Annotated in this window: 24 protein-coding genes; 8 read left to right on the plus strand and 16 right to left on the minus strand. The window is 72.1% G+C overall.

Going from position 1 to position 21,905, the window contains the following annotated elements:
- Positions 1-58: 58 nt before the first annotated feature.
- From BM085_RS23280 to BM085_RS23290, 3 genes are all read right to left on the minus strand, one after another.
- On the minus strand, positions 59-1,087 hold the full coding sequence (locus tag BM085_RS23280) for an acyltransferase family protein (RefSeq protein ID WP_093889051.1): 1,029 nt from the start codon (positions 1,085-1,087) through the stop codon (positions 59-61).
- 179 nt (positions 1,088-1,266) lie between these two features.
- Positions 1,267-2,223: a phosphotransferase family protein gene (locus BM085_RS23285; protein ID WP_093889052.1), complete on the minus strand. Its 957-nt coding sequence runs from the start codon at positions 2,221-2,223 to the stop codon at positions 1,267-1,269.
- Positions 2,224-2,442: 219 nt separating this feature from the next.
- Positions 2,443-3,264 carry an SDR family NAD(P)-dependent oxidoreductase gene (locus BM085_RS23290; RefSeq protein WP_093889131.1) on the minus strand — a complete coding sequence of 274 codons (822 nt, stop codon included), beginning with the start codon at positions 3,262-3,264 and terminating at the stop codon, positions 2,443-2,445.
- Between the two features lie 117 nt (positions 3,265-3,381).
- Here BM085_RS23290 and BM085_RS23295 point away from each other — a divergent pair, with 117 nt between their 5' ends.
- The 4 genes from BM085_RS23295 (at position 3,382) to BM085_RS23310 (ending at position 7,162) form a co-directional block, all read left to right on the plus strand.
- Entirely contained in the window at positions 3,382-5,787 is a 2,406-nt protein-coding gene (locus BM085_RS23295) for a sensor histidine kinase (protein WP_143121034.1), read from the plus strand.
- Positions 5,787-6,194: a roadblock/LC7 domain-containing protein gene (locus tag BM085_RS23300; protein ID WP_012887139.1), complete on the plus strand. Its 408-nt coding sequence runs from the start codon at positions 5,787-5,789 to the stop codon at positions 6,192-6,194. Before BM085_RS23295 ends, BM085_RS23300 begins: the two co-directional genes overlap by 1 nt.
- A gap of 64 nt (positions 6,195-6,258) precedes the next feature.
- Entirely contained in the window at positions 6,259-6,606 is a 348-nt protein-coding gene (locus BM085_RS23305; protein ID WP_031163731.1) for a DUF742 domain-containing protein, read from the plus strand.
- Positions 6,587-7,162, plus strand: coding sequence for a GTP-binding protein (locus tag BM085_RS23310; RefSeq protein ID WP_031163729.1), 576 nt, complete (start codon positions 6,587-6,589; stop codon positions 7,160-7,162). Before BM085_RS23305 ends, BM085_RS23310 begins: the two co-directional genes overlap by 20 nt.
- Positions 7,163-7,234: 72 nt before the next feature.
- Here BM085_RS23310 and BM085_RS23315 read toward each other — a convergent pair whose 3' ends face one another.
- From BM085_RS23315 to xylA, 6 genes are all read right to left on the minus strand, one after another.
- Positions 7,235-7,606 (minus strand): DUF742 domain-containing protein, encoded by a 372-nt coding sequence (locus BM085_RS23315; RefSeq protein WP_031163727.1) that lies wholly within the window; start codon positions 7,604-7,606, stop codon positions 7,235-7,237.
- Positions 7,603-7,992 (minus strand): roadblock/LC7 domain-containing protein, encoded by a 390-nt coding sequence (locus BM085_RS23320; RefSeq protein ID WP_012887135.1) that lies wholly within the window; start codon positions 7,990-7,992, stop codon positions 7,603-7,605. Before BM085_RS23320 ends, BM085_RS23315 begins: the two co-directional genes overlap by 4 nt.
- A 100-nt stretch (positions 7,993-8,092) precedes the next feature.
- Entirely contained in the window at positions 8,093-10,279 is a 2,187-nt protein-coding gene (locus tag BM085_RS23325; RefSeq protein ID WP_093889054.1) for a sensor histidine kinase, read from the minus strand.
- 143 nt (positions 10,280-10,422) lie between these two features.
- The gene (locus BM085_RS23330; RefSeq protein ID WP_093889055.1) at positions 10,423-11,073 is read right to left on the minus strand and encodes a DUF998 domain-containing protein; all 651 of its coding nucleotides are present in this window, start codon (positions 11,071-11,073) and stop codon (positions 10,423-10,425) included.
- Positions 11,074-11,285: 212 nt separating this feature from the next.
- The gene (xylB, locus tag BM085_RS23335; protein WP_093889056.1) at positions 11,286-12,665 is read right to left on the minus strand and encodes a xylulokinase; all 1,380 of its coding nucleotides are present in this window, start codon (positions 12,663-12,665) and stop codon (positions 11,286-11,288) included.
- Entirely contained in the window at positions 12,662-13,813 is a 1,152-nt protein-coding gene (xylA, locus tag BM085_RS23340; RefSeq protein WP_093889057.1) for a xylose isomerase, read from the minus strand. The genes xylB and xylA overlap by 4 nt, the downstream gene beginning before the upstream one ends.
- Before the next feature lie 78 nt (positions 13,814-13,891).
- Here xylA and BM085_RS23345 point away from each other — a divergent pair, with 78 nt between their 5' ends.
- Entirely contained in the window at positions 13,892-15,067 is a 1,176-nt protein-coding gene (locus BM085_RS23345) for an ROK family transcriptional regulator (RefSeq protein ID WP_093889058.1), read from the plus strand.
- A 17-nt stretch (positions 15,068-15,084) separates the two neighbouring features.
- Here the strand turns inward: BM085_RS23345 and BM085_RS23350 are convergent, their stop codons facing one another.
- Both BM085_RS23350 and BM085_RS23355 read right to left on the minus strand, forming a co-directional pair.
- Complete coding sequence (locus BM085_RS23350) at positions 15,085-15,306, minus strand: hypothetical protein (protein ID WP_093889059.1); 222 nt, start codon at positions 15,304-15,306, stop codon at positions 15,085-15,087.
- Positions 15,307-15,383: 77 nt separating this feature from the next.
- Complete coding sequence (locus BM085_RS23355; protein WP_093889132.1) at positions 15,384-15,833, minus strand: MarR family winged helix-turn-helix transcriptional regulator; 450 nt, start codon at positions 15,831-15,833, stop codon at positions 15,384-15,386.
- Positions 15,834-15,906: 73 nt separating this feature from the next.
- Here BM085_RS23355 and BM085_RS23360 point away from each other — a divergent pair, with 73 nt between their 5' ends.
- On the plus strand, positions 15,907-16,416 hold the full coding sequence (locus BM085_RS23360; protein WP_093889060.1) for a VOC family protein: 510 nt from the start codon (positions 15,907-15,909) through the stop codon (positions 16,414-16,416).
- A 51-nt stretch (positions 16,417-16,467) separates the two neighbouring features.
- Here BM085_RS23360 and BM085_RS23365 read toward each other — a convergent pair whose 3' ends face one another.
- The 3 genes from BM085_RS23365 to BM085_RS23370 are packed head-to-tail and all read right to left on the minus strand — an operon-like array spanning position 16,468 to position 17,842.
- Positions 16,468-16,749, minus strand: a complete 282-nt coding sequence (locus BM085_RS23365; RefSeq protein WP_425443276.1) for a hypothetical protein — start codon at positions 16,747-16,749, stop codon at positions 16,468-16,470.
- Positions 16,713-16,865 carry a cyclodeaminase/cyclohydrolase family protein gene (locus BM085_RS43305; protein WP_218158804.1) on the minus strand — a complete coding sequence of 51 codons (153 nt, stop codon included), beginning with the start codon at positions 16,863-16,865 and terminating at the stop codon, positions 16,713-16,715. The genes BM085_RS23365 and BM085_RS43305 overlap by 37 nt, the downstream gene beginning before the upstream one ends.
- 53 nt (positions 16,866-16,918) lie before the next feature.
- Positions 16,919-17,842, minus strand: a complete 924-nt coding sequence (locus BM085_RS23370; protein WP_177245228.1) for a DMT family transporter — start codon at positions 17,840-17,842, stop codon at positions 16,919-16,921.
- A 232-nt stretch (positions 17,843-18,074) separates the two neighbouring features.
- Here BM085_RS23370 and BM085_RS23375 point away from each other — a divergent pair, with 232 nt between their 5' ends.
- Positions 18,075-19,082 carry a YihY/virulence factor BrkB family protein gene (locus tag BM085_RS23375; protein ID WP_093889061.1) on the plus strand — a complete coding sequence of 336 codons (1,008 nt, stop codon included), beginning with the start codon at positions 18,075-18,077 and terminating at the stop codon, positions 19,080-19,082.
- Between the two features lie 41 nt (positions 19,083-19,123).
- Here BM085_RS23375 and BM085_RS23380 read toward each other — a convergent pair whose 3' ends face one another.
- Complete coding sequence (locus tag BM085_RS23380) at positions 19,124-19,969, minus strand: NAD(P)H-binding protein (RefSeq protein ID WP_093889062.1); 846 nt, start codon at positions 19,967-19,969, stop codon at positions 19,124-19,126.
- Positions 19,970-20,265: 296 nt separating this feature from the next.
- Between BM085_RS23380 and BM085_RS23385 the strand changes: the two genes are divergently transcribed.
- Complete coding sequence (locus BM085_RS23385) at positions 20,266-20,595, plus strand: DUF3140 domain-containing protein (RefSeq protein WP_093889063.1); 330 nt, start codon at positions 20,266-20,268, stop codon at positions 20,593-20,595.
- 131 nt (positions 20,596-20,726) lie between these two features.
- On the opposite strand, the gene BM085_RS23390 is transcribed toward BM085_RS23385, so the two are convergent.
- Complete coding sequence (locus BM085_RS23390; RefSeq protein WP_177245229.1) at positions 20,727-21,869, minus strand: sensor histidine kinase; 1,143 nt, start codon at positions 21,867-21,869, stop codon at positions 20,727-20,729.
- Positions 21,870-21,905: the final 36 nt, after the last annotated feature.

The following is a 21,905-nucleotide window of genomic DNA, read 5'->3' on the forward strand; positions in this document are numbered from 1 at the left end:
GGTGTGAGCTCGGGAAGGGGAACTCCCGGCGTGAGCGGGGAGCTGTGGGCGCGCCGGCTCAGCCGGGCCTCCTCAGCCGGGTGAAGGCCCAGCCCATCCTGGGCTCGACCGCCCAGCGGGTCACCCGCCGCACCGGCTCGGTGCACAGCAGCGCGGCGAGCCCGGCCCCGGAGGCGGCGACGGCGGCCACGCCCGCCGGGGTCGCGGCCCAGTCCCCGTAGAACCGCTCGGCGACCTTCACCACCAGGCCGTGAAGAAGGTAGGCGTACATGGTCGCCGTGCCCAGTCCCGAGTACCAGGTCCGCCGGGACGGCGTGACCGCCAGGAACGCGGCGACCAGCAGCGCTCCCACGGCCAGCATGGCCAGCCGGATCAGGCTGCCGGTCAGGTCGTCCACCCCGATCGCGTCGTTGGCGTGCCGCCAGCGGATCCACTCGGTCCTGACCTCGGTGTGCACGGCCAGCGCCACGGCCGCTCCGGCGACCAGCGTGACCGCCCCGGCGATCCGGACCCGTCGCCGCCTGAGCCACGCGAAGTGCTCCGGCCGGAGCATGAGCCCGAGCACGTAGAACGGCAGCAGCCCGAGCGTGCGGTTCATCGACAGCTCGTCGGGCAGCCTGCTCGTCCCCGACAGCAGCGACAGCGCGACGGCGATCACCAGCGGCCGTCTGAGCTGCTGCCAGACCGGGGTGGACAGCCGCCACAGGAACAGCGACATCAGGAACCAGGTCAGGTAGTACGGGTCGAGCAGGCTGACGTCCAGCCTGCCGTACAGGACCAGGCGGGGCAGCGCGTAGAGCAGTTCGAAGATCACGTACGGCACGGCGAGCGTGCCGATCAGCTTGCGCGCCTTCCCCGAGGAGAAGGTGAAGTTCCGCGAAAGGTAGCCGCTGAGCACGATGAACAGCGGCATGTGGAACAGGTAGACGTAGAAGTAGGCCGCGTGCGCGACGGGCACGTCCCGCAGGTCCTCGACCAGGTGCCCGGAGACCACCAGGGTGATGGCCAGGAACTTGGCGTTGTCGAAGAAGGGGTCCCTGCCGGCCGAGGGGCGGAAGGACACCCGGAGCGGGGTTGCGACACTCACAGGCCCGGGACGTTAACGGGCCCCGCCCAACGCCCGGCGAACCGCCGATGACCGACCGGGGAACTTCCCCGCCCCGGACGGCCCACCCGGCGTCGCCGCGCCACCGGCGGCCCCCCTACACCACCTCCGTGGACGTGACCGTCGAACCGGCCGCGGGAAAGGAGCGATCACGGCATGCTTCAGGCCCAACCCGTGCGGGTGCGCAGCCACTCCAGGGCGGCTACGCCCTGGGCTCCCTGAAAGGCACGCAGGGTGGGCAGACCCGGCGGATCGGGCTGGCGGGACGCCTGGACGAAATACCCGGTGAGCGCGGCCAGCACGGTGGTCACCGCCACCGGGTCGGCGTCCCGTCCGACCGGGTGGGCGGCGAAGAGCTCCTCGGACGGCGGGCCGCCCTGCATCCGCACGCTGGGCAGCATCTGCAGCACGTCGAACCAGGCGGCTCCGACGAACGCCCACGGCCAGTCGACGACCATCACCTCGTCGGCCGTGAGCAGCAGGTTGTCCGCCCGGATGTCACCGTGGACCAGGCTGTCTCCCTTGATCGCCGCCGGCCACCGCGTCTCCAGATCCGCCAGCGCGTCCAGGTGGCGCACCGCCCACGGGTCGAGCCCGGCCAGGTCGTCCGCGCCTGTCTCACGGGCCGCGACCAGGCGCCGCCACCCCCGGAACTGCTCATCGAACCGCTGCTCCGCGGACGGCGCGAGGATCGGGGACGGGCTCAGCGCGACGGCCAGCCGGTCCAGAGCGCCCAGTACTCGCGCCAGTTCGTCGGCCCGCCACGGGTCGGCGGGCGAGTGCCCCGCCACGTCCTCGAACAGCAGCGCGACCCAGCCTCCGGAGTCGAACGAGGCCAGCAGCCTCGGGGCGGGCACCCCGGCGGGAAGCGCGGCGGCGATGCGGGCCTCGGCCCGGTAGATGTCGGCGCTGAACGGGTTCGGCTCGGGACCGACGGCTTTGGCGAACGCACGCCGCCCGTCGGCCAGCGTGAGCCGTACGGCGGCGCCCGGTGAGAACCCTCCGGTCTGGGTCACCGCGCCGGTGACGGGTCCCCCCAGCCGGGTCTCGACAGCCTGGCGGATCTGCTCGGGCACGACATGCCAGGGCAGGCGCGTTCCGGTCGCGGGAGCGTTCATCGCGCCATCTTTCCGCAAAGACCATGCTCCGTGCACCCGTGAACACGGCACTTTCCGCAGAGACCATGCTCCGTGCACCCGTGAACACGGCGGATGTCAGCGCGCCGCGCCTGCTCCGGTGGTGCTTCTCGGCCCGGCCGAGGGCGTGGCGCTCTCGAACTGCGCGGCCGAGGCCGCCCCGATCCGCCGGCGCCGCCTCGGCGCATGGTGTGAGCGGCGCTACGCCCCGGTGGGGACGGCGACGGCCGCGGCGCTGGCGTCCCAGAGGGACCGGGCCAGCGCCGGGTCGGACATCCCCCTGGGGACGGCCGCGGGGGCGCTCGCGGCGAAGTAGCGGCCCGGATGGGCGGCGCCGTCCGGGTGGGTGGCGAGGTGGACCATGGTGCTCGCGCCCTGCTCGGCGGTCTGGCCCATGCCGGGGATGTTCTTCACCATCCACATCATGAACGTCCTGGCGGCGAACTCCGTCTTGATCACGCCCGGGTGGAAGCAGGTGGCGCTCACCCCCGTCCCGGAGAGCCGCCGGGCCAGTTCCACCGTGAACAGCGCGTTGGCCTGCTTGGAGTCGCCGTACTGCAGCCAGCCGCTCCACCGCCGCCGGTCCCGGTTCAGGTCGGCCGGATCCAGGCGCCCGGTCTTGCCCGCGCGGGACGAGGTGGTGATCACCCGGCCGGTCACCCGGTCCAGCAGCAGGCTGGTCAGGAGAAAGGGCGCCAGGTGGTTCACCTGGATCATCGTCTCGTGACCGTCGCGCGTGAGCGTCCGGTCGGTGGTCATGACACCCGCGTTGTTGATCAGAACGTCGATCCGCCCGTATCGGGAGAGCAGCTCCGCGCCGAGCCGGCGCACGTCTTCGAGCGAGGTGTAGTCGCAGGTGAACGTATCCGGGAGCGTTCCCGACACGGCCTTCACCCGGTCGGCCGTCCGGGCTGTCTTGGCGGGGTCGCGGCCGACCAGGACAACCTGCTGCCCGCGCCTGGCGAGCTCCACGGCGGCGGCCGCGCCAATTCCGGCACTAGCCCCGGTAATCACACTAATCATCAGATCCTCCACTGCGCAAAAACCTTATCGGTGCTAGTCTCCTGTGCGATCTTCCGGAGGCGTATCAATCCCAAGCAGCGCGAGCCTCCGCACACTCAGAGGTTGGGACCAGTGGGCATGGGCTCTGGAAACCGGTCGATTCGGTTCAAGATCTTCTTGCTGCTGCTCTTACCCCTGCTCTCCCTGAGCGCGCTGTGGGGTTTCGTCCTCAATCTGACCGTCGGTGACGGAGCCGCCCTGCTCCAGGCGAACAGTGTCTACCAGACCATCGGCGTCACCTCCACCGATCTGGGGCTCCAGCTCCAGGCCGAGCGTGCGCAGTCCTCGGTGGCGATCACCTCCCGGGTTCTCACCAGCGGGGTCGGCCAGCAGCGCGGCCGCACCGACCGATCGGTCGAGAAGTTCCGCGACGCCGCCCTCGCCGACGACTCCCACGGCCCGGAGCTGCGCTCCTCGCTGGAATCGCTGCTCCACCAGCTCGACCGGCTCCCGGCCATCCGCGCCGGCATCGACAGCGGCCAGAACACCCGGCTGGAGGTGCTGTCGAACTACAACCGGATCCTGGACTCGGTCTTCCTGCTCTACGACCAGCTCGCCGCGGTCCCCGACCTGTCGATCTTCCAGCAGGCCGCGGCCATGAAGTCGATGGGCAACGCCCACGAGATGATCGCCCGGGAGAACGCGCTGATCAGCGGGGCTCTGATCGACTACCGGATGACCCAGGAGGAGCGCACCGCCTTCGCCGAGTACGCCTCCACCCGGCGCTTCCTGCACGCACGCGGGCTGTCCGCCCTGGACTCCGAGCTGGGCGGCCCCTACCGGGACACCTTCGGCTCCACGGCCTTCGAGAAGTTCGTCGCGCTGGAGAAGGTCGTCGCCGAGGCCACGGGGGATGTCCTTCCCGCCGAGGCGCGCAGCTGGAAGGCGACCACGAACGGGGTCGCGACCTGGCTCGACCAGATCAACATCGCCTCCTCCAACATGCTGGCCGACCGGACCCAGTCGGTGGCCATTGGCATCATGGCCCGGATCGCGGTCGCCGGCGGGATCGGCCTGATCGCGGTGATCGCCTCGATCATCATCTCGGTCCGCTTCGGCCGCCGCCTGGCCGCCGAGTTGGCCGGGCTCCGCTCGGCGGCGCTGGACCTGGCGGACGTACGGCTCCCCCACGTCGTGGAGCGGCTGCGGCGCGGCGAGGAGGTGGACGTGCTGGCCGAGGCCCCGCCGATCGTCGCGGGCGGCTCGATCGAGGTCCGCGACGTGGCCCACGCGTTCGGCTCGGTGCAGCACACCGCCGTCGAGGCCGCCGTCGGGCAGGCCAACCTCCGCCGCGGCGTCAGCCAGGTCTTCGTGAACCTGGCCCGGCGCAAGCAGAGCCTGCTCCACCGCCAGCTCACCCTGCTGGACAGCATGCAGCGCCGCGCGACCGACCCCGACAGCCTTGAGGACCTGTTCCGGCTGGACCACCTGACCACCCGCATGCGGCGGCACGCGGAGGGCCTGATCATCCTGTCCGGCGCCGCGCCCGGCCGGGCCTGGCGCAAGCCGGTGGCCGTCGTCGACATCGTCAGGGCCGCGATCGCCGAGGTGGAGGACTACACCCGGGTCAACGTGCCGCCGATGCCGGACGCCTCGCTCGACGGGACGGCCGTCGCCGACATCACCCACCTGATCGCCGAGCTCATCGAGAACGCCACGATCTACTCACCGCCGCAGACCACGGTGACCGTGCGCGGTGACGTCGTGGCCAACGGATTCGCCATCGAGGTGGAGGACCGGGGCCTGGGCCTGAGCGCCATGGAGTACGCGGCGATCAACGAACGGCTGGCCAGCCCGCCGGAGTTCGACCTCGCCGACAGCGACAGGCTGGGCCTGTTCGTGGTGGGCCAGCTCGCCGCCCGGCACGGCATCCAGGTCCTCCTGCGCGGCTCGCCGTTCGGCGGCACCACCGCCATCGTGCTCATCCCCCGCACGGTGCTCGCCGAGACCGCCTCGCCGCTCACCCTCACCGCCGAGCGGCTCACCGAACGGCCCGCGGAGTTCTTCCAGCCCGCGCCCGCCGCGTTGAACCCCGCCCGTCCCGAACCCGAGCGCGCCGAGTCGGGCCTGCCCCGCCGGACGCGGACGGCGCCTCCCGCCCCGCGGCCCTCCATGCCTCTCGCCGCCCCGACCCTCGCCGTGGTGACCGATCTGCCGGACCGCGAGAGCGCCGGTGGCCCCGCCCGCGAGGCGACCGGCAGGCCCGCCGGGGCAGCGGCCCACGAGCCCGCCCGTGAGACCACCGGGCCGGGGAGCCTGCCCCGCCGGGTACGGCAGGCGAACCTGGCCCCGCAGCTCCGGGAGCCTCCGGCGCCTGTCGAGCCGGAGCGGGCGCCAGAGCCCCCTGAGCCCCCCGAGCGCGCCGAGCGCTCACCGGACGAGGTCCGCGCGCTGTTCTCCGCCTTCCAGGCGGGCGCGCGGCGCGGACGCGAGGAGCACGGGAATGACTTCGCACACCAGACGACAGGCGACAAGGGGGACTAATGACCGGAAAAGTGACTAACACCGGCGAGCTGAACTGGCTCCTCGACGACCTGACCACCAGGGTGGGCGCGGTACGCCAGGCGGTGATCCTGTCCACCGACGGGCTCGCCGTGGGCTTCTCCAAGGGCCTCAGCCGAGAGGACGCCGAGCACCTGTCCGCGGTCGCGGCCGGGTTCCAGAGCCTGGCGCGCGGAGCCGGACGCCACTTCGGCGGCGGCGAGGTCCGTCAGACCATCGTGGAGATGGAGTCGGCGTTCCTGTTCGTCACGGCCGCCGGGCAGGGAACCTGCCTGGCCGTGCTGAGCAGTTCCGACGCCGACGTCGGCCACATCGCCTACGAGATGGCGATGCTGGTCAAGCGGGTCGGCCAGCACATCTCCACCCTTCCGCGCCAAGGCCTCTCGTGAGTGAGGCGTGCGCACACGGAGTACACACGCCGTCCGTCCTCCCAGCCGAAGGCGCGGGGATCGGATGACACAGTGGATGGACGAGGAAGCCGGACCGGTCGTCCGGCCCTACGCGCTCATCGGAGGCCGCACCCGCTCCTCCGGTGACGAACTGGACCTGATCGCGATGGTCACCGCGACCGGCGCGGTCACGTCCAGCGGGTTCGTGCCGGGTCCGGAGCAGGAACGCATCCTCTCCCTGGTCACCACCGCGACATCGGTGGCCGACGTGGCCTCGGAGCTCGACCTGCCGTTGGGCGTGGTCCGCGTCCTCCTCGGCGACCTACAGGATCACCAGCTCATCTCGATCGGGCGCGCTTCGGCGAGCGAGCGCATTCTCAAGGAAGTGATCAATGGACTTCGGGCCCTCTGACGAACCCGTCGCGCTCAAGATTCTCATCGCGGGCGGCTTCGGGGTGGGCAAGACCACGCTCGTCGGCGCGATCAGCGAGATCCGTCCGCTCCGCACCGAGGAGGTGCTCTCCGACCGCGGCATCGGCATCGACGACGTCGAGGGCGTGGAGGGCAAGACCACCACCACCGTCGCGATGGACTTCGGCCGCATCACGATCCGGGAGGGCCTGGTCGTGTACCTGTTCGGCACCCCCGGGCAGGAGCGGTTCTGGTTCATGTGGGACGAGCTGTCCTACGGCGCGCTGGGCGCGGTCGTGCTGGCCGACACCCGGCGGCTGACCGACTGCTTCCCCTCGATCGACTACTTCGAGCAGCGCGGGACGCCGTTCATCGTGGCGGTCAACTGCTTCGACGGCGCCGAGCAGTACGAGGCCGAGGACGTGCGCATCGCCCTCGACCTGGACCCGGACGTGCCGGTGCTGCTGTGCGACGTACGGCGCCGCGCGTCGGCCAAGAACGTGCTGGTGACGCTCGTGGAGCACTCCCTCAAGGTGCTCACGGCGAGCCAGCGCTGACCGGACCCGGCAGTCCGCGAGCTTCGCCGCGGACCGCCGGCCTGTCGTCCTCTCCCCGCCGGCCTCCGGGAGTCACAGCGCCCGGAGGCCGCTGATCACTTCCTTCAGCAGGCTCTCCGCGGGCGACGTGGCCGCCGGGAGCGGCGAGCGCACCAGGATCAGGCCCTGGTCCAGCAGGTCCCCGAGCAGCACCTTGATCACCCCGATCGGCAGGCCGACGTCAGAGGCGATCTCCACGATCGGCCGGGTCCGCCTCATCAGGCCGAGCAGCCGCCGGTGCTCCGAGCCCAGATGCGAACTGGCGGAGACCGCCGACCCGGTCGCCACCACCATCGACAGCAGGTCGAACGCGGCGGAGGACGTCGAGGTCCGCCCGCCGGTGAGCGCGTAGGGACGGACGACCGGTCCCGCCTCCTCGTCGACCCACTCGACGTCGTCGCTCATTGACCGGCCACCCGGGGACCAGTGGCGAGATGCTGGCCCACGCGGGTGACCAGGCGGGCCATCTCGTAGGCGATCAGGCCCACGTCGGCGGCGCCGGTGGTCATGACCGACAGGCAGCTCCCCTGGCCCGCGGAGGTGACGAAGAGGAACGCGGAGTCCATCTCCACCATCGTCTGGCGTACGGCTCCGCCTCCGAACTGCAGGCTGGTCCCCTTGGCCAGACTCTGGAACCCGGAGGCGACGGCCGACAGGTGATCGGCGTCCTCCTTGCTCAGCCCTCGGGACGAGGCCACCATCAGCCCGTCGTTGGACAGGATCAACGCGTGCGAGACATCCGCCACACTCGTGACGAAGTCATCCAGAAGCCAATAAAGCTCGCCCGGCACGTGGTAAAACCCCTTCCCCTCTGATGGTCACGCTCGTTGTGGGCCCTCGCAGGTCGCGCGGTCCCGGCCTGGCGGCCGCGCTCCCGTTGCCGGGCCCGGTTCACTGCTCAATACCGCTGTCGTCGTCGCTGTCCTCGCCGGCCGACCGCCCGCGCCTCCACCCTGCTTGGAGCGAGTTCAGCAACGCCCGCGCCTCCTCCGGCGATCGCTCCTCCGCCTCGGCCACCGGGGCGGACTCCTGCCGCAGCTGCGGCGAGATGTTCGTCTGGCGCACCCGGCGGGGCAGCCCGCCGTTGCCGCGCCGCAGCGGCGTCTTCCACAGGCCCGCCGGGACCGGGACCACCGGCTCGGCGGGCTCGACGGGCTTGGTGATCTCCCGCAGCGCCGGCTCCGGCGGCTCGACCGGCTCCGGATCGCCCAGCAGCGACTCCGGCAGCAGGATGACCACCCCGGTCCCGCCGTACGGCGAGGTCCGCAGCGTCACCCCCACCCCGTAGCGCGCGGCCAGCAGGCCGACCACCGCGAAACCCAGCCGATCGGTCTCGGCCGGGTCGAACTCCGGCGGGCTGGCCAGGCGCTCGTTGATCGCGGCACGCTTCTCCGCGGTCAGGCCCAGTCCCCTGTCCTCGATCTCGATCGTGAAACCACGGCCCACGAGCTCACCCCGGACCGACACCTCGCCGCCGGGCGGGGAGAAGACGGTGGCGTTCTCGATGATCTCGGCGAACAGGTGCATCATGTCCGCCACCGCGCTGCCGACCAGGGTGGTGCCGGGCATCGGGTAGATCCGCACCCGCGCGTAGTCCTCGACCTGGGCGGCGGCGCCGCGCAGCACGTCCTCCATCAGGACCGACGAGCGCCACTTGCGGCCGGCGGCGCCGCCGGAGAGGATCACCAGGCCCTCGGCGTGGCGGCGCATGCGGGTGGTGAGGTGGTCGAGCCGGAACAGGTTCTCCAGCGCCTCGGGGTCCTCTGCCTGCTTCTGCATCCCGTCGAGCAGCTTGAGCTGGCGCTGCAGCAGGGACTGGCTCCGCCGGGCGAGGTTACGGAAGGACTGGGCGACCGCCTCACGCAGTCTGGCCTGCTCGACCGCGGAGTCCACGGCGCGGTGCTGGACGCTGTCGAAGGCGGCGGCGACGTCGTGGACCTCGGCCGTGCTGCCCAGCGGTTCCAGCGGGGGCGCCTCGGCCTCCACGTCCACCTTCTCGCCCCGGCGCAGCTTCCCCATGACCCGGGGCAGCCGTGTCTCCGCGAGGTCCGTGGCGGCCCGCCGCAGGTCGGCGAGCTCCCGGGTGAGCCCGCGGCCCACCCGGTAGGAGACCAGCAGCGACACGACGATCGCGACGAGCCCGAGCACGCCGGCGATCGCGGCTCTGGAGAAGACCTCCACCGCCGACGGCGTCGCCCGGTCGTAGAGGGCGACGCCGGTCGCCGTCACGGACCGCTGGTAGGCGGCCTCCAGATCGTCGGTGGCGGCCCGCCAGTCGGTGGGCGACACGGTGGCGCCGGACAGCAGGCGCTCTTCGAGATCGGCGAACCTGGCGTACAGCCGGGAGGCGGCCAGCTCGGTGAAGGGCTTGCGCAGCCCCTGCTCCAGCTCCGGCAGCCCCTGCTCCATGAGGAAGACCCGCTTGGTGGAGAGCTGGGTGAACAGGCGCAGCTCGCTCTGTGTCATCCGGCGCCCGAACGCCAGCGCCCCGGCCGCGAGCGCCCGCTCGCGGCTGAGGAAGTCCTTGGCATAGATGATCACGGTGAGGCCGCGTGTCTGCCGGTAGAGCGGCAGGTCGTTGTTGAGGCTCATGCTGTTGAAGAGCCGGTGCAGGGCGTCGGGCACCAGGGCGAACTCGTTGGTGAGCGTGACCGGCGCGATCCGGTTGTTGTCGATCTTGGACCGGAGCGTGTCGAGCGCGTTCACGCGGTGCATCAGCTCGTCGAAGCGGGCCCGCATCTCCGGGGTCATGGCCGACTGGGCCGAATCGGCGACGGTGGCCTGGCGGAAGCGGGCGCGGGCCTGGTCGGTCACGGTGCGCTGCCCGGCGAGGGTGGCGCGGTCGGCCTCCGAGCGGCCGGCCAGATACTCGGCGGACAGCAGGTGCTCGCGCTGCAGGGCATTGCTCAGGTCGTCACCCGGGCCGCCGAAGGAGTCGTACAGCGTGGCGACGGCGAGCAGGCTCATGGAGTCACCGACGGCGACGGTCCCCGCGAAGCCCCAGAGGGCGACCAGCGAGGTCAGGGGGATGGCCACCAGTACCGAGATCTTGAACCGGATGGACCTGCTCGATGCCATGTCACCTCTGCGGTTCGGTCTCGGAGCGCCGGGGCGGGAGACCTCCGGACGATCTCTAGATCGCCGACGAGGATAGCACTGACTGGTAGCAGTATTCGTATCCTATTTGTGACCTGTCATGAACAGTCATGAGAACTGACAAGTCAGCCAAGAGCTGCGCGTGAGGCGCGGGCCGCGCTCCGGACCCAGGTCAGCTGCGCCAGCCGTACGGCCAGCACCCCGATCAGGGCGACCTCGGCGCCCAGCAGGAGCCGCTCGACGAGGCCGATCAGCACCCGGTCGCCGGGGAGCGCCACGTAGGTGATCGCCAGCAGCCCGAACCCGCCGGCCAGCGCCAGCCACTCCACCGGCCGAGCCACCGCCCGCCACCGCTCGTCCTCCCGCAGCCGCGTCACCATCAGCGCGCCGGCCACGGGCATGGCGACGAACGCGGCGATCGACGCGTAGCGGTGCACCTGGGCGGTCAGGTCCAGCGCCAGCCCCGGGGCGGTGGTCGGCACGATCGCGATGACGACCAGCGCCGCGCTCCATGCCAGCATCAGCCGCTCCGCCGCCACGCCGATCGGCGCCCTGGCCGCCCGCAGCCCCGCGACCAGCGCGAGGGAGGCGACCCCCAGGGTGGCCATGGCGAACTCGGTCGCGCCCCCGCGGTCCAGGGCGGCGTACTCGCTGATCGTCAGATTGAGCGGGTCCAGGTACGGATCCGGATCGATCTGACCGATGACGGTGGCCACGGCGGCCATCACGATCCCGGCGCAGGCGACCAGCGGGTAGAGCCTCTTCAACGCGAGCATGCGCCAAGACTGTCCCGGGGCGCCCCCTTCACACATCCGGCGGCACCCCTGACCCGACCCTGACCCACCCCTGAGACGCCGCGACCGCGGCGGGAGGGGCGGGGACGGGTCCACGAGCCTCGGCGTAGCGGGCCCCACGGCCGGGGGGCAGGCCGTCAGCGCCCGTCACGGACCTCGGCACAGCCGGACCCCACGGCCAGGAGGACCGGCCGTCAGCGCCCGTCACGGGCCTCGGCGTAGCGGGCCCTCACGTCCGGCGTGGCGTCGGCCTCGAAGCGCTCGGTCCCGCCCCTCTCCCAGACCGGGGGCTCGGCGCCGCCGCCGAGCAGCCAGGCGGCCTGCCGCGCCGCGCCGTCGGCGACGTACTCCCCCGGTTCGGGCACGACCACGGGCCGCCCGAAGATCGCCGGGGCGATCCGCCGTACGGCCTCCGACCGGGCGCCGCCCCCGATGAGCAGCACCCGGGCCGGGTCCAGCCCCAGGGCGTCGAAGGCGTCGGCCATGTGGCAGAGCAGGCCCTCCACCGCCGCCCTGGCCAGGTGGGCGGGGGTGGAGGTGCCCAGGGTCAGACCGTGCAGCGACCCCGTGGCGTCGGGCAGGTTCGGGGTCCGCTCCCCCTCCAGGTAGGGCACGCAGACCAGCCCACCCGCCCCCGCGGGGGCTTCGAGGGCGAGCCGCCCCAGCCTGTCGAGGTCGACCCCGAGCAGCCGGGCGGCGGCGTCGAGCACCCGGGTCGCGTTGAGCGTGCACACCAGCGGCAGGAACCGCTCGGTGGCGTCCGCGAACCCGGCCACGGCGCCGCTGGGGTCGGCGCTCGGGACGTCGGCGACCGCGAACGCCGTCCCCGACGTCCCGAGCGACACGACCACGTCTCCCGGCACTGCCCCGACCCCGAGGGCCGCGGCCATGTTGTCCCCCGTCCCGGGCGCGAGCCGGACCGGCCCCCGACCGCCGCGGGGGACGTCCAGCTCGCCCGCCTGGTCGCGGGGGCCCAGCACGCGGGGCAGCCCGGGGACGGCTCCGAAGGCCGCCTTCAGGATGTCGGTCCGGTAGGAGCCGGTCGCGGGCGACCAGTATCCGGTCCCGGAGGCGTCGCCCCGGTCCGTGACGAACTCCCCGCCCAGGCGCCACGTGAGCCAGTCGTGCGGCAGGCACACCCGCGCCGTACGGCGGGCGTTGCCGGGCTCGTGCTCGGCCAGCCAGCGGAGCTTGGTCACCGTGAACGACGCGACCGGCACGCTGCCGACCGCCTCGGCCCACCTCAGCGGGCCGCCCAGCTCCTCGACCAGGTCCCGGGCGGCCCCGGCGGAGCGGGTGTCGTTCCACAGCAGCGCGTCCCGCACGACGGCGCCGGACTCGTCCAGGCAGACCATGCCGTGCTGCTGGGCGCCGACGCTCATGGCCTCGACGCCGTCCAGCCCGCCCGCGCGCGCGAGCGCCTCCTGGAGCGCCGTCCACCAGGCGGCCGGGTCGACCTCGGTCCCGTCCGGGTGGGCCGCGCGCCCCTGCCGCACCAGGGCGCCCGTCTCGGCGTCCCTGATCACCACCTTGCAGCTCTGGGTCGACGAGTCGACCCCGGCCACGAGGGTCATCCGCGGACCCCGAGGAGGTGCTCCAGGGCGAGCTGGTTCAGGCGGGAGAAGTGGAAGCCGCGCGCGGCGGCCCGGTCGACGTCGAAGTCGTCGCGGTGCAGGTCCTCCAGCGTCTCGCCGGGGGCCAGCGTGGGCTCGGACAGCTCGGCGACCCTGCTGGCGGCCAGGGCCTCGACGACCTCGGGGTCGGCGCGGTAGGCCTTCGCCTTCTCCCTGAGGATCAGGTAGGTGCGCATGTTGGCCGCGGCCGAGACCCAGACGTCCTCGGTGTCCTCGGTGCGCAGCGGCTTGTAGTCGAAGTGCCGGGGGCCGTCGTAGCCGCCGTTCTCCAGCAGGTCCACCAGGAAGAACGCGTTCTTCACGTCGCCGTGGCCGAAGACGAGGTCCTGGTCGAACCGGGGGCCGTGCTGGCCGTTGAGGTCGATGTGGAAGAGCTTGCCGTGCCAGAGCGCCTGCGCGATGCCGTGCGCGAAGTTGAGCCCGGCCATCTCCTCGTGGCCGACCTCGGGGTTGAGGCCGACCCGCTCGGAGTGCTCCAGCTCGTTGATGAAGGCGAGCGCGTGGCCGACGGTCGGGAGCAGGATGTCGCCGCGCGGCTCGTTCGGCTTGGGCTCGATGGCGAACCTGATGTCGTAGCCCCGGTCGATCACGTAGGAGGTCAGCAGGTCCATGCTCTCCTTGTAACGGCTGAGCGCGGCCCTGATGTCCTTGGCGGCCCCGGACTCGGCGCCCTCGCGGCCGCCCCAGCAGACGTAGGTGGTCGCGCCGAGCTCGGCGGCCAGGTCGACGTTGCGTATCACCTTGCGCAGGGCGTGGCGGCGCACGTCGCGGTCGTTGCTGGTGAACCCGCCGTCCTTGAAGACCGGGTGGGTGAACAGGTTCGTGGTGGCCATGGGGACCTTGAGGCCGGTCTCGGCCAGGGCCTTCTTGAAACGCTCGACGGCCTTGTCCCGGTCCGGCTCGACGGCCAGCAGGTCGTCGTCGTGGAAGGTGACGCCGTACGCGCCGAGCTCGGCGAGGCGGTGGACGCTCTCCACCGGGTCGAGCGGGGCCCGGCTCGCGTCTCCGAACTGGTCACGGGCCTGCCAGCCGACGGTCCACAGCCCGAAGGTGAAGCGGTCCTCAGGCTTGGGCGTGTAGTCACTCATGGATGACCCTCCGATTTAATCCATTTTATGGACTTAATATGGGGCGAGGTGGTGGGATCGTCAAGAGGTGGGTGTTCCATGACGCAGGCCGTACGCCATGACTCGATGCGTGCCCGCAACCTCGGCGTGGTCCTCGGCGAGGTCCGGCGGAGCGGGCCGATCACCCGCGCGGCACTGGCCGAGATCACCGGGCTGACCAAGACCACGGTGTCCAAGATGGTCGGCGACCTGCTCGGCGCGGGCATGGTCACCGAGTCGGGCGCGCTGAGGGACGGCGAGCGGGGACGGCCGGGTACGGCGGTCGGCCTCAGCGGGCACCGGGTCGCGGCACTCGGCCTGGAGATCAACGTCGACTATCTGTCCGTGTGCGTCGTGGACCTCACGCTCTCGGTCCGGCTGCGCCGTACACAGGCTGTGGACAACCGGGCCGCCCTGCCTGTGGAAACTCTTGCTCACCTGCAAGAACTTGCCCACAGGGTTGTGGACGAAGCCCGTTCCGAGGGGCTGGCCGTCGCCGGTTCCACCCTCGCCGTCCCCGGCCCCGTGGACGACGGGCTGCTCCACGCCGCCCCGAACCTCGGCTGGCACGACGTGCGCGTCGGCGACCTGCTGGACTTCCCCGTGGCCGTGGAGAACGAGGCCAACCTGGCCGCGCTGGGCGAGCTCTGGTTCGGCTCGGGCCCGAGCGACTTCCTCCACGTGTCCGGGGAGATAGGCGTCGGCGCCGGCCTGGTGGTCGGCGGCGCCCTGTTCCGCGGCGCCCGCGGCCTCGCCGGAGAGCTGGGCCACGTGATCGTCTCCCCCGACGGCCCCGCCTGCCGCTGCGGCGGACGGGGCTGCCTGGAGCAGTACGCGGGCCAGGAGGCCCTCCTGCGGGCGGCCGGACTGGACGGGGTGCCCGAGCTCGTGGCGGCCCTCCAGGCGGGCGAGAGCGGCGCGCTGCGCGCCTGCGAGCGCGCCGGGCGGGCGCTCGGCGTCGCCCTGACCTCCGCGGTCCACCTGATGGACCCCGGGACGGTCGTGCTGGGCGGCGTCTTCGCCCCGCTGTTCCCGTGGATCCACGGTCCCGCCGTCGAGACGATGACCGCCCGGCTGGCCCGGATGCGCCACGCCGTCCCCGAGCTCACCGTCTCCCGGCTCGGCGGCGACGCCGCGTCCCTGGGCGCCGCCGGACAGGTCATCCACCGGATCATCGCCGACCCCGGCGCCCATCTGGCCGCGACCACGGCCCGGCCGGCCTCCGAGCCGCGCTGATCCCCCAGGAGATCTGACTACAGCCCGGACGGATCCCGGCCCACGCTGATCTCCTCGGCGATCCGCCGGAGCCCGTGGCCGTCCAGGCCCGGCACATTGACCAGCCGCCGGCGGAGCACGGCGACCACCTGGGACACGTCCGCTCCGGCGTGTCCCACCGCGACCTCGTGGACGATCCTGAAGAGCAGGCGGTTCGCCTCGCGCTCGACGTCCGTACTGGTCAGAGAAGCCTCCGCCATGTTGCGCGTCCTCCTGTTGAGCCGAATGGTCGGGAGCAACCGTACGACGAGGGGCCGACAGGAGGCGGGAGGCCCGCTCAGGGGGCCGTCCTCTTCAGCAGCACCGCGCAGATCTCGGTGAGCCGGTGGAGCTGCTCGGGGTCGAGCAGGTCGAAGAAGCTCTGCCGTACCGCCTCGACGTGACCGGGAGCGGCGGCGGCGAGCGCCGCGAACCCCTCATCGGTGAGGACCGCCCAGCTCACGCGCTTGTCGGCGGCACACCGCTCGCGCCGCACCCAGCCGCGCTCCTCCAGCCGGGCCACGGCGTGGGACAGCCGGCTCTGCGAGGAGTTGACCTCCGCCGCGAGCTCGCTCATCCGCAGCATGCGGTCCGGCGCCTCCGACAGCTTCACCAGCACCGCGTAGTAGGCGTGCGGCATGCCGGAATCCCGCTGCAGCTGCCGGTCCAGCTCCTCCTGAACGAGCTGCGAAGCCGTCAGGAAGGCACGCCAGGCGCGCTGCTCGTCATCGTCCAGCCATCGCGTCACGATCACAGCTTACTTGAACTCTCAAGTATCTGGAGGTAATCTACTTGAGAGTTCAACTTTTAGGGGAGGAACCATGCCGGTCCAGCGGCTCAACCACGCCGTCCTGTACGTACGCGACGTCGAGCGCAGTGTCGCCTTCTACCAGGAGGCCCTCGGTTTCAGGGTCGTCATGGGCATGCGGGGCGCCGCCTTCCTGCAGGCCTCCGGCTCAAGCAACGACCACGACCTCGGCCTGTTCGAGCTCGGCCCGCACGCCGGGGCGTCCGGCGCCGGCCGCTCCACCGTCGGCCTCTACCACCTGGCCTGGGAGGTGGACACCCTGGCGGAGCTGGAGCGGATCGCGGTCAAGCTCGGCGAGATGGACGCGCTGGTCGGCGCCTCGGACCACTCCACCACCAAGGCCCTGTACGCCAAGGACCCCGACGGCCTGGAGTTCGAGGTGTCCTGGCTGGTCCCGGCCGACCTGCTCACCGAGGAGGTGCTGAACGGGCGCAGCGGCATCAAGCCCCTCGACCTCGCCAGGGAGAAGGAGCGCTACGGCGCGCAGACCCGCGGCGGCCTCGGCGTCTCGATCCCCGTCTGACCGGCCCGGTCCCAGCACCCCCTCTGCGGACGCGACCGGCCTCCGGGCGACCTACTCCCGTACGGCCTGCACGGTGTGCCACAGCAGGAGAGCGGTGGTCACCGGCCCCACGCCCCCGGGCACCGGCGTCAACGCCCCGGCCCGCTCCGCCACGGCCGGATCGACGTCGCCGACGAGGCCGCCGTCGTCGGTGGGGTTCGTGCCCACGTCCACCACCACGGCACCCGGCTTGACGTGCTCGGCGGTGATGAGCCCGGCCCGGCCGACGGCCGCGACCAGGATGTCGCCCGCCGAGGTCACGGCGGGCAGGTCGGCCGTACGCGAGTGGCACACCGTGACGGTGGCGTGGCGGCCTGGGCGGCGTGCAGGGCGGCCGACGCGCCCCCGCCGGGCGCGGGCACCCGGCCGGCCAACCGTTCCAGGAAGTCACTGATCGTCTGGTCCCGCATCCACGTCTCCCCGAGCCGTCCAAGAGATCGGGGTGGACCCGATCTCTTGTTGATCACGTCGTGGAGGTCACGTTACCGGGCTCGTGCGCCTTCCCTCCTCCCCGGGAGACGGCCACACCGGCGAGGCACAGCAGGCCGCCGGCGAGGGTCAGCCAGCCGGGGACCTCTCCGAGGACCGCCCAGGCCATCAGGACCACCAGGGCGGGGACCACGTAGGTCGTGGCGCCCATCTTGCCGGCGGTGGTGCGGGCGAGCGCGTAGGCCCAGGTGGTGAACGCCAGAGCCGTCGGGAAGACGCCCAGGTAGACGACGTTCAGCGTGGCCGGCAGCGGCGCGGTTGCGATCTCCGTGACGAGTGGGCCCGCGAACGGCAGGCAGGCGGCCGTCCCGACGAAGCAGCCGAACGTGGTGACCTGCAGGGCCGAGGCGTGCTTCAGCGCGGGTTTCTGGCAGACGACGCCACCGGCGTACGTCACCGCCGCGAGCAGGCACAGCAGGACGCCGACGATCGACGCGCGGCCGCCGTCGGACATCGAGATCCCCACCACGACGGCGCCGGCGAACGACACCGCCATCCCCGCCAGCAGGCGAGGCGGGAACCCCTCCCTGAGCAGCCAGCCGCCGAGGAGGGCGATCAGCATCGGGCCGACGTTGACGACCATCGCCGCCGTCCCCGCGTCCACCTCCTGCTCGCCCCAGTTCAGGACGACCATGTAGAGGCCGAACCACAGGAGCCCCGAGCCCAGGATGCCGGGCCACGCGGCGCGCGGCGGCAGTCCCTCGCGTCGTGCCAGCCAGATGACGCCGAGCACCACCGAACCCGCCAGCAGCCGGCCCAGGGCCAGGGCGCCGGGGGAGAAATACTGCGCGGCACTGCGGATGGCGACGAAGGCCGAGGCCCACAGCACTACGGTGATGCCCGCCGCCAAGAGCGCCCGGCGGTCCACATGGGTCTCCGGCGCGATGATTTGCTCCATATGTCGAACTTTAGGGGCCAGACACTTCGCCCCCCGCCGAACTGTCGGCCGGCGGGCGGGCCGACAGGTCCGCAGGGGGTGGCAGGGGACAGCGGACCGACAGGAACGGATGGCTTTTTCTGCATTTTTGACTGATTCATGAATGGTGATGACCGGCCAGGGTAACGCCGTATTCCATCGAAGACGCCCCCGTTGCGGACAGGGGCGGCGGCTCCCCTCAGAGACGGTGCGCATGGCACATCACGACATCGAACAGCCGGCGAACGACGGACCCCCGGCAGGCGGGCCCGACCTGGGGCCGGAGAGCGAGACCGCGCCCGGCAGCCCGGCGGAGCTGCCCAAGAGGTCGTGGTGGGGCGTCCTCAGACGCACCGTCAAGGAGTTCCAGGAGGACAACCTCACCGACTGGGCCGCCGCGCTCACCTACTACGCGGTGCTGTCGATCTTCCCCGCGCTGCTGGCCGTGATATCCGTCCTCGGGCTGTTCGGCCAGTCGGCCACCCAGTCGCTCGTCGACAACCTGGGCGCCCTGGCCCCCGGCCCCGCCCGGCAGACCATCGACACCGTGCTCCAGGCCCTGCAGAGCAGCCAGCGTGCCGCCGGGATCGCCGCGATCATGGGTATCGCCGTCGCGCTCTGGTCCGCCTCAAGCTACGTGGGGGCGTTCATGCGGGCCGCCAACGTCATGTACGAGATGCCCGAGGGCCGGCCCGTCTGGAAGACCCTGCCGCTGCGCCTGGGCATCACCGCCGTCCTGGTGATCCTGATGGCGGTCGGCTCGGTCGCGGTCGTCTTCACCGGCGGGCTCGCCGAACAGGCCGGAAAGGTCCTCGGGATCGGCGAGACCGGGCTCGCGATCTGGGGAGTCGCCAAGTGGCCGGTCCTGGTGATCATCGTGGCGCTGGTCCTGGCCCTGCTGTACTGGGCCGCGCCCAACGTCCAGCACCCCGGGTTCCGCTGGATCACCCCCGGCAGCATGATCGCCGTCGTGCTGTGGATCGCCGCGTCCGCCGCGTTCGGGTTCTACGTGGCCAACTTCGGCTCCTACAGCAAGACCTACGCCGCCCTCGCCGGCGTCATCGTCTTCCTGATCTGGCTGTGGATCACCAACGTCGCCGTGCTGCTCGGCGTCGAGTTCGACGCCGAGCTCGCCCGCGAACGCGCCATCGAGGCGGGCCTGCCCGCCGACGAGGAACCCTACGCCGAGCCCCGCGACACCCGGAAGTTCGACGACGAGTGACCGGCGGGCCCTCCCCGACGCGGGCGGGTGCGGAAGCGGGGTCAGCGGAAGTCGCCGGCGTGGTCGGCCGCCCACTGCCGGAACGTGCGGGCCGGCACCCCGGTGATCTCCTCCACCGTGGATGTGATCCGCTCCGGCTCCGCCACCATCCCCGCGTGGGCGTCGAAGATGCCGTCCACGACCGAGGCCGGCCAGCCCGAGGCGAGCATCTGCCGGCGCGCCTCCTCGACCGGGATCTCCTCGAAGCGCGCCGGGCGGCCGGCGGCCTCGCCGACGGCGCGCACCTGCTCGACCGTCGACAGCAGCTCGGGCCCGGTCAGGTGATGCTTCGCCCCGCCGTGCCCGTCGCCGGTCAGCACGCGGACCGCCACGGCCGCGATGTCCCGCTCGTGGATCAGCGACCTGGTCGCCGCGCCGAAGGGAGCGCGGACGACACCGCCCTCGCGGATCTCCGGCGCCCACGCCAGGGCGTTGGTCGCGAACCCGCCGGCCCGCAGGAAGGTCCACTCCAGCCCGGACCGCTCGATCAGCCGCTCGACGTCGGCGTGGAACTGGTTGATCGGGTCGCCCTGCCTCTCGACGTCCTCGCGCACGCCCGCCGAGGAGAGGTAGACGATGCGGCGCGCGTGCCGCCCGACCGCGTCCAGGACCGCGGGAGCGCCGTCGGCGGTGAAGAACGGCCACACCAGGAACACGGACTCGACCCCGTCCAGCGCCGCCTCCAGCGTGTCCGGCGCGGACAGGTCGCCGCGCACGACGTCGACCTCCTCGGGCAGGCCGGCGGACGAGGGATCGCGGACCAGCGCCCGGACGGCGGCGCCCGCGTCCCGGAGCTGGGACACGACCTGCCGGCCGACATTGCCGGTCGCCCCGGTGACAAGAATCATCAGATATCCCTTTCATCGCCGATGGAGATCCCTCGGCCGTCACCGGCGGGGATCTGCGACCAGCCTGCGACGTGAACCTTGGTTTAAGTCAAGCCGCCTCCGATCCCGCGCAGCCGTACGGGGAGACCGCGGGCGCAGCCGTACGGGGAGGCGGGGGCGTCAACATACGGAGAGAGTGGATGCGTCAAGGAGGTACGTCCCCGGATGACCGATTCGATAAAGGGGGTAGGACGAGCGTATGAGCGACAACCGGAGCAAGGACGCACCGGCCGCCGGCGGCGCGGAGGAAAACCGAGATGACCGAGGACAGGGAGCAGATCGCCACGGATTTTCACCAGGCGGTCAACATGACGGCCGGCGAGCTGGAGAGCTGGCTGGACACGCGGGAGTCCAAGGCCGTCGGGGACAAGTCCGGCCGCGGTGAGTCGATAGGCCACGAGTCCGGCCGCCGGATCATGGGGATCCTCCGGAAGGGCGCGGACGACCTGTCCGAGGAGGACTACGCCCACATGCGGGAGGTCACCGGTTACGTCCGCCGCCACCTCGCGCAGCGCCCGTCAGGCGACGTCCATGACACCCCGTGGAGATACTCCCTGATGAACTGGGGACACGACCCGCTCAAGTAGGCGTCAACGATCTTCGGGGGCGTCTCGATCGTCTCCGTCCGCGGGGTCGCCCACAGCAGTCGCCTCTATTTACAACCCATCCATACCCCCAATGGGGTTACTTATCGATGATCGCCACTGCCCGGTACGGCTCAGGCGGAGCCGAGCAGCGGGAACGTGGCGACCACGCTCCAGCCCCGGCCCTCCGATGGCCCGTAGACCAGGGTGCCGCCGAACGTCTCCACGTCCCGGGCCAGGCTGCGCAGCCCGTAGCCCGCCCCGGCCCGCGCCCCGCCCGCCCCCCGCCCCCGGTCGCTGACCATGCTGACGGTGACCCGGCCGGTGTCCTGCTCCACCCGCAGATCCAGTCGGGTACCCGGTCCACCGTGCCGCAGGGCGTTGGTGGCCGCCTCACCGATCAGCCGGTGCACGACCGCGAGCACCGGGGCGGGCAGGCCGGCCAGACCTTCGGGCAGCGCCGCCGACAGGTCGAGACCCGCGGCACGGAGCTGGTCGAGGCGTTCGGCGAGGTCGTCCGCGGACGCCGACGTCTCCCGGCTGTCCAGCTCGGCGATGGCGCCACGGACCTCGGCGAGCGCGTCGCGGCCGGCGCCGAGGACGCGGTCGACGCGGTCGACGTCCACGGGCTCCAGGCGTGCGGTGGATCGCAGCGCCTCCGTCTGTATGAGCATGACCGTGACAGTGTGGGCCAGCGTGTCGTGCAGTCGGCGGGCCAGGCGCTCCCGGTCAGCCGCCGCCGCCAGCTCCGCGTCGGCGATCCGCTGTTCGAGACGGAGCCGGGTGCTCTCCGCGACGAGCGCCGTACGCTCCCGCAGGTGGCGGCTGCGCTCGGCGCCCGCCAGCCAGGCGACCGCGGACGCGGCGACGGCCGGCAGCACGCCCTCGACCAGGTCGCGATGGAGCGTGCCCGCGGCGGCGACGACGACGGCGGTCAGGCCGCACAGGCCCCACCGGACCACCGCCGACCGGCTCGCCGCCGCCGTGTAAATCGCCAGTAGGACCGGCATGTAGCCGGCCGTACGCGACATTCCCATCGACATGTGCGCCGCGGTGGCCAGGCCGACCACGCCCAGCACCGCGCCGGGTGCGCGTCGCCGCCAGGCCAGCGGCAGGGTCTGGGCGACGGCGAGCAGCGGCGAGACCGTCATCCCGCCGAAGACGAACAGTCCGGCGAGAGAGACGCCCAGCGCCGCGTCCACCACGTACTGCCAGCGGACCCTGACCCATCGCACCGCGTCCATCGCGTACTGCCGGCGGACCCGCGCCCGTCGCACCGCACCGATATGCCGGCGGACCCGCGCCCATCGCAC

The organism is Streptosporangium canum, assembly GCF_900113865.1.
In the GTDB taxonomy this organism is placed as follows: Bacteria; Actinomycetota; Actinomycetes; order Streptosporangiales; family Streptosporangiaceae; genus Streptosporangium; species Streptosporangium canum.

What these genes read in the sequence shown, in the direction of transcription:
- BM085_RS23285 (WP_093889052.1), bottom strand. Translation starts at nt 2,223, where the DNA reads ATGAACGCTCCCGCGACCGGAACGCGCCTGCCCTGGCATGTCGTGCCC.
- BM085_RS23290 (WP_093889131.1), bottom strand. Translation starts at nt 3,264, where the DNA reads ATGATTAGTGTGATTACCGGGGCTAGTGCCGGAATTGGCGCGGCCGCC.
- BM085_RS23295 (WP_143121034.1), top strand. Translation starts at nt 3,382, where the DNA reads ATGGGCTCTGGAAACCGGTCGATTCGGTTCAAGATCTTCTTGCTGCTG.
- BM085_RS23300 (WP_012887139.1), top strand. Translation starts at nt 5,787, where the DNA reads ATGACCGGAAAAGTGACTAACACCGGCGAGCTGAACTGGCTCCTCGAC.
- BM085_RS23305 (WP_031163731.1), top strand. Translation starts at nt 6,259, where the DNA reads ATGACACAGTGGATGGACGAGGAAGCCGGACCGGTCGTCCGGCCCTAC.
- BM085_RS23310 (WP_031163729.1), top strand. Translation starts at nt 6,587, where the DNA reads ATGGACTTCGGGCCCTCTGACGAACCCGTCGCGCTCAAGATTCTCATC.
- BM085_RS23315 (WP_031163727.1), bottom strand. Translation starts at nt 7,606, where the DNA reads ATGAGCGACGACGTCGAGTGGGTCGACGAGGAGGCGGGACCGGTCGTC.
- BM085_RS23325 (WP_093889054.1), bottom strand. Translation starts at nt 10,279, where the DNA reads ATGGCATCGAGCAGGTCCATCCGGTTCAAGATCTCGGTACTGGTGGCC.
- BM085_RS23330 (WP_093889055.1), bottom strand. Translation starts at nt 11,073, where the DNA reads ATGCTCGCGTTGAAGAGGCTCTACCCGCTGGTCGCCTGCGCCGGGATC.
- xylB (WP_093889056.1), bottom strand. Translation starts at nt 12,665, where the DNA reads ATGACCCTCGTGGCCGGGGTCGACTCGTCGACCCAGAGCTGCAAGGTG.
- xylA (WP_093889057.1), bottom strand. Translation starts at nt 13,813, where the DNA reads ATGAGTGACTACACGCCCAAGCCTGAGGACCGCTTCACCTTCGGGCTG.
- BM085_RS23345 (WP_093889058.1), top strand. Translation starts at nt 13,892, where the DNA reads ATGACGCAGGCCGTACGCCATGACTCGATGCGTGCCCGCAACCTCGGC.
- BM085_RS23350 (WP_093889059.1), bottom strand. Translation starts at nt 15,306, where the DNA reads ATGGCGGAGGCTTCTCTGACCAGTACGGACGTCGAGCGCGAGGCGAAC.
- BM085_RS23360 (WP_093889060.1), top strand. Translation starts at nt 15,907, where the DNA reads ATGCCGGTCCAGCGGCTCAACCACGCCGTCCTGTACGTACGCGACGTC.
- BM085_RS43305 (WP_218158804.1), bottom strand. Translation starts at nt 16,865, where the DNA reads ATGCGGGACCAGACGATCAGTGACTTCCTGGAACGGTTGGCCGGCCGG.
- BM085_RS23370 (WP_177245228.1), bottom strand. Translation starts at nt 17,842, where the DNA reads ATGGAGCAAATCATCGCGCCGGAGACCCATGTGGACCGCCGGGCGCTC.
- BM085_RS23375 (WP_093889061.1), top strand. Translation starts at nt 18,075, where the DNA reads ATGGCACATCACGACATCGAACAGCCGGCGAACGACGGACCCCCGGCA.
- BM085_RS23380 (WP_093889062.1), bottom strand. Translation starts at nt 19,969, where the DNA reads ATGATTCTTGTCACCGGGGCGACCGGCAATGTCGGCCGGCAGGTCGTG.
- BM085_RS23385 (WP_093889063.1), top strand. Translation starts at nt 20,266, where the DNA reads ATGACCGAGGACAGGGAGCAGATCGCCACGGATTTTCACCAGGCGGTC.